2 protein-coding genes are annotated in these 16,495 nt (G+C 73.3%); both read left to right on the top strand.

Annotated elements, in window-relative coordinates; translation table 11 throughout:
* The first annotated feature begins 46 nt into the window (after positions 1-46).
* Positions 47-10,924: a type I polyketide synthase gene (locus OG371_RS40855; RefSeq protein ID WP_329062017.1), complete on the top strand. Its 10,878-nt coding sequence runs from the start codon at positions 47-49 to the stop codon at positions 10,922-10,924.
* Positions 10,925-10,937: 13 nt separating this feature from the next.
* Entirely contained in the window at positions 10,938-16,490 is a 5,553-nt protein-coding gene (locus tag OG371_RS40850; protein ID WP_442876207.1) for an SDR family NAD(P)-dependent oxidoreductase, read from the top strand.
* Positions 16,491-16,495 lie beyond the last annotated feature (5 nt).

Raw genomic sequence — 16,495 nt, 5'->3', positions numbered from 1 at the left:
GGCCCTTCACTCCCTGCCGCGACTACGACGTGATGAGGACAAGCCAGTGGAAGACCAGCAGGACAAGATCGTCGAGTATCTGCGACGCGTGACCGCTGATCTCCGCGGCGCGCGCGAGCGGGTCCACGAACTCGAGTCGCGGGCCCACGAGCCGATCGCCATCGTCGGGATGAGCTGCCGGTACCCGGGTGGGGTCGGCTCGCCGGAGGACCTGTGGCGGGCCGCGGCCGACGGGGTCGACGCGATCACCGACTTCCCGGCCAACCGCGGCTGGGACGTCGGGAGCGTCTACGACCCGGACCCCGAGCACCCGGGCACCTCCTACACGCGCTCCGGCGGATTCCTGCACAGCGCGGGGGAATTCGACCCGGAGTTCTTCGGCATCTCCCCGCGCGAGGCCCTGGCCACGGACGCACAGCAGCGGCTCCTGCTGGAGATCTCGTGGGAGGCGATCGAACGCGCCGGGATCGACCCGCTGACGTTGCGGGGCAGCCGCACCGGCGTGTTCGCGGGAGTCATGTACAGCGACTACGGCTCGGCGCTCAAGGGCGTGGAGTTCGACGGCTTCCGCGGCAACGGCAGCGCGCCGAGCATCGCTTCCGGCCGGGTCGCGTACACCCTCGGCCTCGAAGGCCCGGTCGTCACCGTCGACACGGCCTGCTCGTCTTCGCTGGTCACGATGCATCTGGCCGCCCAGGCGCTGCGCGGCGGTGAGTGCTCGCTGGCGCTCGCGGGCGGCGTCGCGGTGATGTCGACGCCGGAGGTGTTCGTCGAGTTCTCGCGGCAGCGGGGCCTCGCGGTCGACGGCCGGTGCAAGTCCTTCTCCGACGACGCGGACGGCGTGGGCTGGTCCGAGGGTGTCGGGATGCTGGTGCTGGAGCTGCTTTCCGACGCCCGGCGCCACGGGCACCAGGTGCTCGGCGTGGTGCGGGGCAGCGCGGTGAACTCCGACGGCGCGTCGAACGGGCTGACCGCGCCCAACGGTCCGTCCCAGCAGCGGGTGATCCGGGCCGCGCTGGCCGACGCCGGACTGTCCACAAGGGACGTCGACGTGGTCGAGGCGCACGGCACCGGCACGCGGCTCGGTGACCCGATCGAGGCGCAGGCCCTGCTCGCGACCTACGGCCAGGATCGCGAGCGGCCGCTGCTGCTCGGCTCGCTGAAGTCGAACTTCGGCCACACCCAGGCCGCCGCCGGGGTGGCCGGCGTGATCAAGATGGTGCTGGCGATGCGCGAAGGCGTGGTGCCGAAGACGCTGCACGTGGGCACCCCGTCCTCGCAGGTCGACTGGACCGAGGGCGCGGTCGAGCTGGTGACCGAGCCGGTCGCCTGGCCGGCGGTGGACCGCCCGCGCCGGGCCGGGGTCTCGTCGTTCGGGGTCAGCGGCACCAACGCCCACGTGATCGTGGAGCAGGCCCCGGCCGTCGAGCCCGTGGAAGCCGAACCGGTCGTGGCTCCGGCGGTTGTGCCCTGGCTGGTTTCCGGCCGGTCGGCGGCGGCGCTGGATGCCCAGCTGGCCTCGGTGCAGTCCTTTGTAGACAAGGAACCGGCCGCTTCTTCGCTGGACATCGGGTATTCGCTGGCCACGAGCCGTTCGACCTTCGAGCACCGGGCCGTGCTGCTCGGCGACGAGGTCGTCCGCGGGGTGGCCGAGGAGCGTTCGCTCGCGGTGCTGTTCCCGGGACAGGGCAGCCAGCGGGCCGGGATGGGCCGGGAGCTGTACTCGCATTCCACGGCGTTCGCTGAAGCCCTCGACGAAATCTTCGCGGAGTTCGACGGGTTGCTCGACCGTCCGCTGCGCGAGGTCATGTGGGGTGACGACGAGGACGCGGTCACCCAGACCGAGTTCGCGCAGCCCGCGTTGTTCACCATCGAAGTGGCGTTGTTCCGGCTGGCGCGGTCGTGGGGCATCGAGCCCGCTTACGTCGGGGGCCATTCGATCGGCGAGGTCGTCGCCGCGCACGTGGCGGGTGTGTTCTCGCTGCCGGACGCGTGCGCGTTGGTCGCGGCGCGGGCCCGCTTGATGCAGGCGGCCGCGGGCGGCGTGATGGTTTCGCTGCGCGCGAGCGAGGACGAGGTCGCCCCGCTGCTCGGCGAAGACGTCTCCATCGCGGGGATCAACGGCCCGGAGGCGGTCGTGATCTCCGGTACCGCCGAGGCCGTCGGCCGGGTGGTGGCGGTGTTCGAGGCGCAGGGCCGCAAGACCAAGCGGCTGGCGGCGTCGCACGCGTTCCACTCGCCGCTGATGGACCCGCTGCTCGGCGAATTCGGCCGGGCGATCGCAAACCTGACCTTCGAGGCGCCGAAGATCCCGGTGGTTTCGAACCTCACCGGCGCGATCGCCGACGACGCCCTGCGCACGCCCGGGTACTGGGTCCGGCACGTGCGGGAAGCGGTGCGGTTCGCCGACGGCGTCCGGACGCTGCGCGCCGCGGGCGTCAACGGCTTCGTGGAGCTGGGTCCCGGTGGTGTCCTGTCGGCGCTGACGCTTGAGGTACTGGCCGACGAGACCGACGACGTCGTGGCCGTTCCGTTGCTGCGCAAGGATCGCCCGGAAGGCGAAGCGGTGCTCACGGCGTTCGCCCGGCTGCACGTCGCCGGGGCCGAGGTGGCCTGGAAGCCGTTCTTCGCCGGGACCGGCGCGCGCCGGATCGACCTGCCCACCTACGCCTTCCAGCACGAATACCTCTGGCCGCCGGCTTCGGCGGACACCGGCGATGTGACCGCGGCCGGCCTGGTCGCCGCGGCGCATCCGCTGCTGAGCGCGGCCGTCGCGCTGGCCGGCACCGAGGGTGAGCTGTTCACCGGCCGGCTGTCCGTGGCGACCCACCCCTGGCTCGCCGACCACGCGGTCGGCGACACCGTGCTGTTCCCCGGCACCGGATTCCTGGAACTGGCCATCCGCGCGGGCGACCAGGCCGGCTGCGACCGCGTCGAAGAGCTGACCCTGGCCGCGCCGCTGGTGCTCGGCCCGGAAGACGCGGTGGTGCTTCAGATTTCGGTCGGCGGCCCGGACGACTCCGGACGACGGGCCATCACCATCCACACCCGTCCCGCCGCCGTCCTCGACGCGCCCTGGACCCGGCACGCGACCGGTACTTTGATCGCCAGCGGGCCGGTCGCGCCGTCGGGTACCGCGGTCTGGCCGCCCGAGCAGGCGACCCCGGTCGAGCTGGACGGCTTCTACCAGGCCGCCGGCGAGTCGGGCTTCGCCTACGGCCCGGTGTTCCAGGGCCTACGCGCGGCCTGGAGCCAGGGCGACGAGGTCTTCGCCGAGGTCGAACTGCCCGAGGAGGCCGGCGACGGCGACCGGTTCGGGCTGCACCCGGCGCTGCTCGACGCCGCCTTGCACGCGACGACTTTCGCCGGCCTCGGCAGCGCGGACGAGCGGCTGCTTCCGTTCTCCTGGAACGGGGTTTCGCTGCACGCCGAGGGCGCCGGGCAGCTCCGCGTCCGGCTGGGCAAGATCGCCGAGGACACGATCACCCTGGCCGCCTTCGACGTCGAAGGCGCACCGGTGCTCACCGTGGACTCGCTGGTGCTGCGCGCGGCCCCGACCGGAGAGACCACCACGGCCACCGGTGCGCTGGACTCGCTCTTCCGCGTCGACTGGGTCGAGTCCGGCCCCGGCCGGGAAACGGCCACCTTCGCGGTCCTCGGACCGGATGAATTCGGCCTGGCGCAAGGATCTCCTGTGGTTCCGGCGTTCGCCGGGCTGACCGAGGTGCCCGACGCCGTCCTCGTGCCGATCGCCGGTGCTCCCACCGCCGAGGACGTCCACGAGCTGACGGCCCGGACGCTCGGCTTGGTACAGCAGTGGCTGGCCGAGGCCCGGTTCGCCGACGCCCGGCTGGTGTTCGTCACCCGGGGCGCCGTCTCGGCCGCGGGTGAGGACGCGCCGGACCTCGCGGCCGCCGCGGTGTGGGGCCTGATCCGCTCGGCCGAGGCCGAAAACCCCGGACGGTTCCTGCTGCTCGACCTCGACCCGGCCGCCGACCCGGCGATCGTGCCGAGCCTGGTCGCGTCCGGCGAGCAGCAGCTCGTGGTGCGTGGCGAGCAGGTGTTCCACGCCCGCCTGGCCACGCTCACTTCCGGTCCGGCGCTGGTTCCCCCGGCCGGCGGCGAGCCGTGGCACCTGGTCACGAGCCGTCGCGGCAGTCTGGACAATCTCGAGCTGAAGCCGGTGACGGCGGCCGCGGAACCGTTGACCGGCCGCGAAGTCCGGGTGCAGGTGCAGGCCGCCGGCCTCAACTTCCGCGACGTCCTCAGCGCGCTCGGCATGTACCCCGGCGAGCCCGGCCCGCTCGGCGCCGAAGCCATGGGCACGGTCGTCGAGGTCGGCCCGGACGCGACGGACGTGCGTCCCGGCGACCGCGTGATGGGCATGATCGCGGGCGGCATCGGCCTGCTCGCGGTGGCCGACGAGCGGATGCTGACCGTGGTCCCGCAGGGCTGGTCGGACCACGAGGCGGCGTCGGTGCCGCTGGTGTTCCTGACCGCGTACTACGCGCTGGTGGACCTGGCCGGGCTGCGCGCGGGCGAGTCGATCCTGATCCACGCCGGCGCGGGCGGGGTCGGCATGGCCGCGATCCAGCTGGCGAAGCACTTCGGCGCCGAGGTCTACGCCACGGCCGGCGAAAACAAGTGGGACACCCTGCGTGGGATGGGGATCCCTGACGACCACATCGCGTCCTCGCGCACCGCCGAGTTCGAGGAGGCCTTCGGCGGGGGCATCGACGTGGTCCTCAACGCGCTGACCGGCGAGCTGCTCGACGCGTCGATGCGCCTGCTCGCGCCCGGCGGCCGGTTCCTGGAGATGGGCAAGACCGACATCCGTGACGCCGCCGAGCTGCCCGGGATCACCTACCGGGCGTTCGACGTGGTCGACGCGGGACCGGATCGCACCCGGGAGATGCTGCGGGAACTCGTCGAGCTGTTCGAACTCGGCGCGCTGACGCCGCTGCCGGTGACGACCTGGGACGTCCGGCGCGCGCGGGACGCCTTCCGCCACATGAGCCAGGCCAAGCACGTCGGCAAGATCGTGCTGACGATGCCGCGCGGCTGGGACGCCGAAGGCACCGTGCTGATCACCGGCGGCACCGGCGGGCTGGGCAGCCGGCTCGCCCGGCACCTGGTCACCGAGCACGGCGTGCGGCACCTGCTGCTGACCAGCCGTCGCGGCCCGGACTCGCCGGGCGCGCCCGAACTGCGTGACGAACTGGTCTCCTACGGCGCCGAGGTGACGATCGCCGCGTGCGACAGCTCCGACGGTGACGCCGTCGCCGCCCTGCTGGCCGGTATCCCCGCGTTGCGTCCGCTGACCGCCGTGATCCACACCGCGGGCGTCCTCGACGACGGACTCGTCGAGTCGCTGACGCCGGAGCGCCTGGACGGCGTGCTGCGGCCGAAGGTCGACGCCGCCTGGCACCTGCACGAAGCCACCCGCGGCCTGCCTCTCGCGGCGTTTGTCGTGTTCTCCTCGGTCGCCGGGGTGATGGGCAGCCCGGGGCAGGGCAACTACGCCGCGGCGAACGCCTTCCTCGATTCCCTTGCGCAGCAACGCAAGCGCGAGGGCCTGCCGGCGACGTCGATCGCCTGGGGGCCGTGGGCACAGAGCAGCGGCATGACCGCGGGGCTGACCGACCTCGACATCCGCCGGATGGACAACGCCGGGCTTCCGCCGGTGACCGCGGCGCAGGGCCTGGCCCTGTTCGACGCCGCGGTGGCCGCCGACGAGCCGCTGGTCGTCGCGATGCGGATCAACGCGCGGGCCCTGCGGTCGCAGACCGACCTCCAGCCGCTGATGCGCGGGCTGGCCGGCGGCGCTCGCCGCACGGCGGCGAAAACCTCGTCCACCGGAGCGGCTTCGACGTTCGCGGCCCAGCTCGCCGGCCTCGCCCCCGCGGAACGCCTGCGCTTCCTGGTCGACCTCGTGCGCAACGACGCCGCCGCAGTGCTCGGGCACTCGTCGTCCGGGTCGATCGATGTGCGGCAAGGGTTCCGCCAGCACGGCTTCGACTCGCTGACCGCCGTCGAGCTGCGCAACCGGCTGACCGAGATCACCGGCCTGCGGCTCCCGTCGACGCTGGTGTTCGACTACCCGACACCCGCGCAGCTGGCCGAATTCCTGCTCGGCGAACTCGTCGGCACCTCCGAGCCCGAGCCGCCGGCGGCCGTGACCGAGCCAGGTGGCCAGGCCGAAGACCCTGTGGTCATCGTGGGCATGAGCTGCCGTTTCCCGGGTGGCGTCCAGTCCCCGGAAGACCTCTGGCAGCTGGTCGACTCCGGCACCGACGCCATCTCGGGGTTCCCCACCAACCGCGGCTGGGACCTCGACCAGCTCGCCAGTGGCGGCCCCGGCAGCAGCGAAACGCGCGAAGGCGGCTTCCTCTACGACGTCGCCGATTTCGACGCCGAGTTCTTCGGGATCGCCCCGCGCGAGGCGCTGGCGATGGACCCGCAGCAGCGGCTGCTGCTGGAAACCACCTGGCAGGCCCTGGAGAGCGCGGGCATCGCGGCGCACACGCTCAAGGGGCGTCCCGCGGGCGTGTTCGTCGGCGCCAGCCACACCCACTACACCGAGACGCTGGGCAGCGCGGCCGCGGATCTGGAAGGGCTGATCCTCACCGGCAACACCTCCAGCGTGATGTCCGGCCGGCTGTCGTACACCCTCGGTCTGGAAGGGCCCTCGGTCACGGTCGACACCGCGTGCTCTTCCTCGCTGGTCGCGCTGCACATGGCGGTGCGTTCGCTGCGCAGCGGCGAGTGCGCGATGGCGCTCGCCGGTGGTGTGACCGTGATGGCGACTTCCGACAGCTTCAGCGAGTTCGCCCGCGCGGGCGGCCTGTCCCCGGACGGCCGGTGCCGCGCGTTCTCCGAGGAGGCCAACGGCACCGGCTGGTCCGAAGGCGTCGGCATGCTCGTGCTGGAACGGCTTTCGGTGGCGCGGAGCCAGGGCCACGAGGTGCTGGCCGTGGTCCGCGGTGCCGCGATGAACTCCGACGGCGCGTCCAACGGCCTGACCGCCCCGAACGGCCCGTCGCAGCAACGGGTGATCCGCGCGGCTCTGGCCGACGCCGGACTGTCCACAGCGGACGTCGACCTCGTCGAAGCCCACGGCACCGGCACCAAGCTCGGCGACCCGATCGAGGCGCAGGCGTTGCTGGCCACCTACGGCCAGGACCGTGAGCGCCCGCTGAGGCTGGGCTCGCTCAAGTCGAACCTCGGCCACGCCCAGGCGGCGTCCGGCGTCGGCGGGGTGATCAAGACGGTGCTGTCGCTGCGCGCGGGCGTGATGCCGAAGACGCTGCACGCGGACGAGCCGACCTCACACGTCGACTGGGCCGCGGGCGCGGTGGAACTGCTCACCGAAAAGACGGCGTGGCCGGAGCTGGACCGTCCCCGTCGCGCGGCGGTGTCCTCGTTCGGCATCAGCGGCACCAACGCCCACGTGATCCTCGAGCAGGCCCCGGCCGTCGACGAGCCGACGCCGCGGGCCGAGACCACCGGGGTCCTGCCGTGGGTGCTCTCGGCGGCGTCCGAGCCCGCGCTGCGGGAGCAGGCGGCGCGGTTGCGATCCTTTGTGGACGGAGGATCCGGCCTGGTGCCGGTCGACGTCGGCTGGTCATTGGCCACGACCCGATCACCGCTGGCGCATCGGGCCGCCGTGCTCGGTGAAACCCGGCAGGAGTTCCTGGACGGCCTGGCGGCGCTCGCGTCCGACGGCCCGTCCGCGTCTGTGGTTGTCGGCAAGGCCGGCAGCGAGAGCCGGCCGGTGTTCGTCTTCCCCGGGCAGGGCTCGCAGTGGTGGGGGATGGGCCGCGAGCTCCTGGCCACCTCGCCGGTCTTCGACGAGAGCGTGCGGGCCTGCGCCGACGCCCTCGCACCGTTGGTGGACTGGCCGGTGTACGACGTGGTCGCGGGGGTCGGCGACGCGGCGATCCTGGACCGGGTCGACGTCGTCCAGCCCGCGTTGTTCACGATCATGGTGGGGCTGGCCGCGGTCTGGCGCGCCCACGGCATCGAGCCCGCCGCCGTGATGGGGCATTCGCAGGGTGAGATCGCCGCCGCCTACGTGGCCGGCGCGCTGTCGCTCGAAGACGCCGCCCGCGTTGTCGCGTTGCGCAGCCAAGCGCTGCTGAGCCTTTCGGGGCTCGGCGGGATGGTCTCGATCGCCGGGTCCGCCGAGCGGGTGGCTGAACTGCTCGCGCCGTGGGGCGACGACGTGTCGCTCGCCGCGGTGAACGGACCGTCTTCGGTGGCCGTGTCCGGGACGCCTGCCGCGCTCGACGCGGTGCTCGCGGAATGCGCGCGCCAGGAGGTGCGTGCCCGCCGGATCGTCGTGGACTACGCCTCGCACGGCCCGCAGGTCGAGGCCGTCCGCGAGGAACTGCTGCGGGTCCTCGGCCCGATCCGGCCGCGAGCTTCGAGCGTCCCGTTCTACTCGACGGTCTCCGGCGCGAAGCTCGACACCGCCGAAGTCGGCGCCGAGTACTGGTACACCAACCTCCGGCAGACGGTCCAGCTCGAACGGGCGACCCGCGCGCTGCTGGCCGACGGGCACGACGTGTTCATCGAGGCCAGTCCCCACCCGGTCCTGCTCGGCGGCGTTCAGGAGACCGTCGAGTCCACGGGCGGCGACCCGGGCGCGGTGCTCGGCTCGCTGCGCCGGGACGAAGGCGGCACCAGGCGGTTCCTGACCTCGCTCGCCGAGGCGCACGTCCACGGGGTGCCGGTCGACTGGACGGCCGTGTTCGCCGCGGGCGAGCCGCGGACGGTCGGCCTGCCCACCTACGCCTTCCAGCGCCGCCGGTTCTGGGCGGATCAGGCGCCGGCCGCACCGGCCGGGACCGCGATGGACTCGGAGTTCTGGGACCTGGTCCGCAGCGGTGACGTGAAATCGCTGGCGGGGGAGCTGTCCCTCGATGACGAGTTCGCCGCCCTCGAGACGGTGCTCCCGGCGATCTCGGCCTGGCACGCGCGGTCGGAGCAGCGGTCGACAGTCGACGGCTGGCGTTACCGCGTCCAGTGGACCCCGCTGACCGTCGGCGACGCTCGGCTCAGCGGCACCTGGCTGCTGGCCGAGCCTGCCGATACCCAACTCGGCGACGAGGTGGCGGCCGCGCTCACGGCGGCCGGGGCGGCTGTCGTGCGTCAGGTGATCACCGCTGACGGCCGCGGACTCGTTGCCGGGCAAGTCAAATCCGCACTCGACGGGGTCACTCCGGCGGGCATCGTTTCGCTGCTCGGTCTCGTCGAGGAACCGCTTGCCGACGTGCCGCGGGGCCTTGCCGGCACCGTCAGCTTGGTGCAGGCACTGGGCGACCTGGAGGTCGACGCACCGCTGTGGTGCGTGACGCGCGGTGCGGTGGCCGTCGGCTCGGACACGGTGCGGCCGGTCCAGGCCGCGCTGTGGGGCTTCGGCCGGGTCGCGGCCCTCGAACACCCGTCGCGCTGGGGTGGCCTGATCGACCTGCCCGAGGTGCTCGACGGCAGTGCAGCGGCCCGGTTGGCCACGGTGCTGTCCGGTGTGGACAACGAAGACCAGGTGGCGCTCCGTCCTTCGGGCGTATTCGGCCGACGGCTGGTCCACGCTCCGGCGAGCTCCGAACGCTCCGCCACGCGTCGTCCACACGGGACCGTGCTGATCACCGGTGGCACCGGCGGTCTGGGCGCCCGAGTGGCCCGTTGGGTCGCCTCGAACGGCGCCGACCACGTCGTGCTGGCCGGACGCCGCGGACCGCAGGCGCCGGGTGTCGAGGAACTGCGTGCCGAATTGGAGAGCGAGGGGGCTCAAGTGACCGTGGCAGCCTGTGACGTCGGTGACCGCATCGCCGTGACGGAATTGCTGTCGCGGATCCCGGCGGAGTTCCCGCTGACCGCGGTGTTCCACGCCGCAGGCGTCCCCGACGACAACCCGGTCGACGAGCTGACTCCGGACGGACTCGCCACCGTGCTCCGGGCGAAGACGGCCGGCGCGTGGAACCTCCACGAACTCACTGACGACCTCGAAACGTTCGTGGTGTTCTCCTCCGGCGCCGGGATCTGGGGCAGCGGCGGGCAGCCGGGTTACGCGGCGGCGAACGCCTACCTCGACGGCCTGGCCGAACTCCGGGCCGCCGAAGGAATTCCGGCGACGTCGGTGTCGTGGGGCTCCTGGGCCGGGATCGGGATGGCGGCCGAAACCGGCGCCCAGGACGAGTTCCGCCGTGCCGGGGTCAGCGCGATGGACCCGGACCTGGCGATCTCCGCGCTCGGCCGGGCGATCGACGACGGCGAAACCACGCTGACGGTCGCGGACGTCGACTGGGCACGCTTCGCCCCGCAGTTCACCGCGCTGCGGCCGAGCCCGCTGCTGGCCGCGCTGCCCGAGGCGGCCACCGTCGCGGACACCCCGGACGCCGCCGAAGAGCCCGCGCTGAAGCGGCGCCTGCTCGATCTGCCGAACGCCGAACGCGGCCGCGTGCTGCTGGAGGTCGTCCGCGCGGAGGTGGCGGCGGCCCTCGGCTCGGCGGAGGCCGTGCCCGCCGATCGCGCGTTCCGCGAACTCGGGCTCAACTCGGTGGTGGCGGTGGCCCTGCGCAACCGGCTGACCGCACTGACCGGGCTGGCCCTGCCCGGCGCGCTGGTCTTCGACTACCCGACGCCCCAGGCGCTGAGCAGCCACCTGCTCGCCGAAATTCTTCCGGACGGCGGCGGCGAGCCGGCCGACGACGAGGAAACCGCGGTACGGCAGGCCTTGGCGGCCATCCCGATCAGCCGGCTGCAGCAGTCGGGGCTGCTGGACATGCTGCTCAGCCTGTCCGGCGAGGGCCCGAACGAACGCAGCCGCGAGAGCGGCCCGGTGCCCGGCGGCCCGGGCTCGATCGACGACATGGACGCCGCGAGCCTGCTCCGGCTGGCCGCCGAGAGCACCACGAACTGACGCGGGAGTGGAACTGATGACGGACGAGCCCTATGTCGAGGCCCTGCGGAAGTCGCTCAAAGAGGTCGAGCGCCTCCGCCGGCAGAACGAGCAGCTGGTCGCCGCCGCGGTCGAGCCGATGGCCATCGTCGGCATCGGGTGCCGGTTCCCCGGCGGGGTGACCTCGCCCGAGGCACTGTGGAACCTGGTCGAGCAGGGCCGCGACGCGGTCGGCGGCTTCCCCGACGACCGCGGCTGGGACTTCGACGCGCTCGGCGGCGAAGGCCGGAACCGCAGCGGCGCGACCGAGGGCGGCTTCCTCGACCGCGTCGCGGATTTCGACGCCGGGTTCTTCGGCATCTCCCCGCGCGAGGCGGCGGCGATGGACCCGCAGCAGCGTGTCCTGCTGGAGACGTCGTGGGAAGCGCTCGAACGCGCCGGGATCGACCCGCAGTCGTTGCACGGCAGCCGGACCGGCGTGTTCGTCGGCACCACCGGCCAGGACTACGGCGAGCTGGTGGCGAACGCGGGGGCGGAAGCGGATGCCCACGCGGCCACCGGCCTGCTCGCGAGCGTGCTGTCGGGCCGGGTCTCCTACGCGTTCGGCTTCGAGGGCCCTTCGGTCACCATCGACACCGGCTGCTCGTCTTCGCTGGTTTCGCTGCAGCTGGCGGCGCAGGCCCTGCGTAACGGGGAATGCTCGCTCGCGCTGGCGGGCGGGGTGACGATCATGGCGACCCCGTCCGGGTTCGTCGAGTTCACCCGCCAGGGCGGGCTCGCGCCGGACGGGCGGTGCAAGTCGTTCGCGGACGCGGCCGACGGCACCGGCTGGTCCGAGGGCGTCGGCGTCCTGGTGGTGGAGCGGCTTTCCGACGCGCAGCGCCACGGCCACGAGGTGCTGGCCGTGCTGCGCGGCGGCGCGGTCAACTCCGACGGCGCGTCGAACGGCCTCACCGCGCCGAACGGGCTTTCCCAGCAGCGCGTGATCAAGGCCGCGCTCGCCAACGCGGGGCTCACCCCGGCCGACATCGACGCCGTCGAGGGGCACGGCACCGGGACCACCCTCGGCGACCCGATCGAGGCCCAGGCGCTGCTCGCGGTGTACGGGCCCGGCCGTGACCCCGATCGTCCCTTGTGGATCGGCTCGATCAAGTCCAACCTCGCGCACACCCAGGGCGCGGCCGGCGCGGCGGGCGTGATCAAGATGATCATGGCGATGCGGCACGGGGTGCTGCCGCCCACCCTGCACGTCGACGCGCCGAGCACCCACGTCAACTGGTCGACCGGCGGGGTTTCCGTGCTCGCCGAGCGCCGGGAGTGGCCGGAGACCGGCCGCCTGCGCCGCGCCGGCGTCTCGTCCTTCGGCATCAGCGGAACCAACGCCCACGTGATCCTGGAGCAGGCCCCCGCCGCCCCGGTTGCCGCTGCCCCGGCCGCCGCCGGGGAAGACGTCGTCCTGCCCTGGCTGCTGTCCGGCCGCACCGAGCGCGGGCTCCGGGCCCAGGCGCGGTCCCTGCTCGCCCATCTCGCCGAAGCACCGGACCAGGGACCGGCCGACACGGCGTTCTCGCTGGCCACCACCCGTGCGTCGCTGGACCGCCGGGCAGTCGTCGTCGGCACCGGCCGCGAAGCTCTGCTCGCCGGGGTGCGGGCGCTCGCCGACGGTGACCCGGCGCCCGGCCTCGCCGTCGGCTCCGCCGCCCGCACGCGCGGAGCCGTCCTGGTCTTCCCCGGTCAGGGCTCCCAATGGACGGGCATGGGCGCCGGACTCCTCACGGCGTCACCGGCCTTCGCCGCGCGGATCGCGGAGTGCGAAGAAGCGTTGCGGCCCTTCACCGACTGGTCGCTGACCGCGGTGCTGCGCGGTGACGAGGACGCGGCCGACCTCGGTCGGGTCGACGTGGCGCAGCCCGCGCTCTGGGCGATGATGGTCTCGCTGGCCGCGGTCTGGCGCGCCCACGGCGTCGAGCCCGCCGCGGTGATCGGCCACTCGCAAGGCGAGATCGCCGCTGCCTGCGTCGCGGGTGGACTGTCCCTTTCGGACGGTGCACGGATCGTCGCCGTCCGCAGCCAGGCCATCGCGCGGACGCTGTCCGGGCACGGCGGCATGGTGTCGGTGACCGCGAGCCACGAAGACGTCGAGGAACGCCTGAGGCGCTGGGACGGCAAGGTCTCCGTCGCCGCGGTCAACGGACCGTCCACTGTGGTCGTCTCCGGTGACGTCTCCGCGCTGGACGAGCTGATCGAGTCCGGCCAGGCCGAGGGCGTGCGGGCCAAGCGGATCGCGGTGGACTACGCGTCCCACTCGGCGCATGTCGACGCCCTGCGCGACGAACTGGCCTCGACGCTCGCGCCGATCGAGCCGCGCAGCTGCGGCGTGCCGTTCTTCTCCACTGTCACCGGCGACTGGATCGACACCGCCGAACTCGGCGCCGAGTACTGGTTCCGCAACCTCCGCGGCACCGTCCAGCTGGAGGCAGCGGTGCGTTCGCTGCTCGGCGGCGGGCACGACGTGTTCATCGAGGCGTCCCCGCATCCGGTGCTGGCCGCCGGTTTGCAGGACACGATCGACTCCGCCGGCGCGACCGAGGCCGTGGTGCTCGGCTCGTTGCGACGTGACGACGGCGGCCGCGCCCGGCTGCTCACCGCGCTGGCCGAGGCCCACGTCCACGGCGTGCGCGTCGACTGGCGCGACCTCGTCGCCGGCGGCAGCCGCGTCGACCTGCCCACGTACGCCTTCCAGCGCGAACGGCACTGGCTCGAGCCGGCGGAGGGCTCGGCGAACGCGGCCGACCTCGGCCTGGAGCCGGCGGACCATCCGATGCTGGGTGCCGCGCTGGGCCGGGCCGACACCGACGGGGTGGTGCTCACCGGCCGGATCGGGCTGAAGTCGCACCCGTGGCTCGGCGACCACGTCGTGCTGGGCTCGGTCGTGGTCCCGGACACCGCGTTCGCCGAGTGGGCGGTGCGGGCGGGCGACGAGGCCGGCTGCGGCGTGATCGACGAGCTGACCGTGCACCGGCCGCTGGTCCTGAACGGGCGCGACTCCGTCCAGGTGCAGGTCGTCGCCGGGGCCACCGCGGACACCGAGCCGCCCGCGGGATCCGCTCGCCAGGCCGTGGCGGTGTACTCCCGGAGCGACGGGCCGTGGATTTGTCATGCCACTGCGACGATGTCGGCGACGGCCGCCGCCCCCACCGGATCCGCGCCCTGGCCGCCGGAAGGCGCGGAGCGGGTCGACGTCGACGAGTTCCTTGCGGCAGCGGAGACGGCCGGGCACCAGCCCGGGCCCGCGTTCCGGAACGTCGTCGAGGTGTGGCGGCGAGAGGAAGACCTGTTCGTGCAAACCGAACTCCCCTCGGACCTTCATCCGGCAGCGGCCCGGTTCGCCGTGCACCCGGCGCTCCTGCAGACCGCGCTGGCCGCCGGTCTGGCGACGGCGGGCGACCTGGGCCTGCCGTCGAGCTGGCACGGGGCCGAGGTGCATGCCACGGGCGCGACCGCGCTGCGCCTGCGCCTCTCGCCGGACGGCCAAGGCGGCCTGTCCGTCGCGGCCGAAGACCTGACCGGTGCCCGAGTGCTCACCGTGGCCTCGGTCCGCCGGGGAACGATCTCCGCGGATCAGCTCGCGCCCGCCGGACCGGCCCACCGCGATGCCCTGTTCCAGGTCCAGTGGGTCCCGGCCCCCGTCGGAGCCGCCGAGCCGGAGGGCCACTGGGCGGTCGTCGGCACCGGCCGCGCGATGTCCACTGTGTCCACTGTGGAACGTGCCGGGGTCCCGGTGGCGGCGGTGCCGAGCCTCGACGAACTCGGTACGGCGGGGGAGCCGGTGCCGGATCTGGTCCTGCTGCCCGTCGCTTCGGAGCCGTCCGGCGATATCGCCGCAGCCGCCCACAGTTCGGTCCGCGACATCCTGGCTGCGGTGCAGACCTTCCTGCGCGAGCCCCGGTTCGACGGCTCCCGCCTGGTGGTGCTGACCCGCCAGGCGGTGGCCGCCGCATCGGACGAGAGCGTCGCCGGGCTGGCCGACGCGGGCGTCTGGGGCCTGGTGCGCTCGGCCCAGTCCGAGAACCCCGGCCGGATCACCCTGGTCGACACCGACGAGGAAGACAGCTCCGCGAAGGCACTTGTCGCCGCGGTCGCCGATGCCGTCGCCGCCGATGAACCGCAGCTCGCCGTCCGGTGCGGCGCCGCGATCGTCCCGCGGCTCGTCCGGGCGGAGGCGGCGGAAGAGTCCACGGGCTGGCAGCTCGACCCCACCGGCTCCGGCACCGTGCTCGTCACGGGAGGCACCGGCACCTTGGGCGCGCTGCTCTGCCGTCATCTCGTCGGCAAGCGCGGGGTCCGCCGCCTGCTGGTGACCAGCCGGCGCGGCCTGGACGCCACCGGCGCCAGCGAGCTTCGGGACGAGCTGACCGGGCTCGGCGCCGCGGTCGAGATCGTCTCGTGCGACACCGCGAACCGTGACGAGCTGGCCGGAGTGCTGGCCGGGATTCCCGCCGAGCACCCGCTGAGCAGCGTCGTCCACCTGGCCGGTGTGCTCGACGACGGGGTGCTCGACGCGCTGACCGGCGAACGCGTCGACAAGGTGCTCGAACCCAAGGTGGACGCGGCGCTCAACCTCCACGAGCTGACCCGCGAGCTGAACCTGTCGGCGTTTGTGCTGTTCTCCTCGTTCTCCGGCGTTTCCGGCGCGGTCGGCCAGGCCAACTACGCGGCGGCGAACACCTTCCTCGACGCGCTGGCCCAGCAACGCCGGGTCAGCGGGCTGCCCGCCACCTCGCTGGCCTGGGGTTTCTGGGCCCAGCGCAGCGAACTCACCGGACAGCTCGACGAAACCGACCTCGCCCGGTTCCGCCGTGAGGGCGTGCTCGCCATGACGGCCGAGCAGGGCCTCGGGCTGTTCGACCTGGCGTCCACTGTGGACGACGCGCTGGTGGTCACGGCGCCGCTGGAGCTGCGGTCGATCGCCCGCGACGCCGTCCCGTCGCTGTTCCGGGGGCTCGTGCGGGCCTCCGTGCGCCGGGCGAGCGGCGAAGCCGGCCGCACGGAAAGGCCCAGTCTGCTCGACCGGCTGGCCGGGCTGAGCGCGGCCGAGCAGGAGAACTTGGCGCTGGGACTGGTGAATCGCCACGTCGCCGCGGTGCTCGGCCACGGTTCGCCGGACGACGTCGAGTCCGAACGCGGGTTCATCGAACTCGGCATGACCTCGCTGACCGCGGTCGAACTGCGCAACCGGCTCGCCGCCGACCTCGGCGTCCGCCTGCCGGTCACGCTGATCTTCGACCACCCGACCCCGCTGGCGCTGGTCCGCCACGCCTGTGCAGAACTCGGTGCGGAACTCGGCGCCGACGCCGGCCCGGTCCCGCTCCTGAGCGAACTCGAGAAGCTCGAAACGGCGGTGTCGGCGGCCGAACCGGACGCCGCCGTCCGGGCGCAGCTGGTCAAACGGCTGTCCGCACTGCAGTGGCGGCTGGAGGCCGCCGAGGCGCCGGGCACCGCGGAGGCCGGTGGTGCCGAGGAACTCACCGAGGTGAGCGACGACGAAATGTTCGCGTTCATCGACCAAGAACTCGGACGCGGCTGAGCCGG

The organism is Amycolatopsis sp. NBC_01480 (assembly GCF_036227205.1).
In the GTDB taxonomy this organism is placed as follows: Bacteria; Actinomycetota; Actinomycetes; order Mycobacteriales; family Pseudonocardiaceae; genus Amycolatopsis.
Note: the sequence above shows the minus strand (reverse complement) of the source record. Positions and strands in the feature narration are given on the sequence as shown.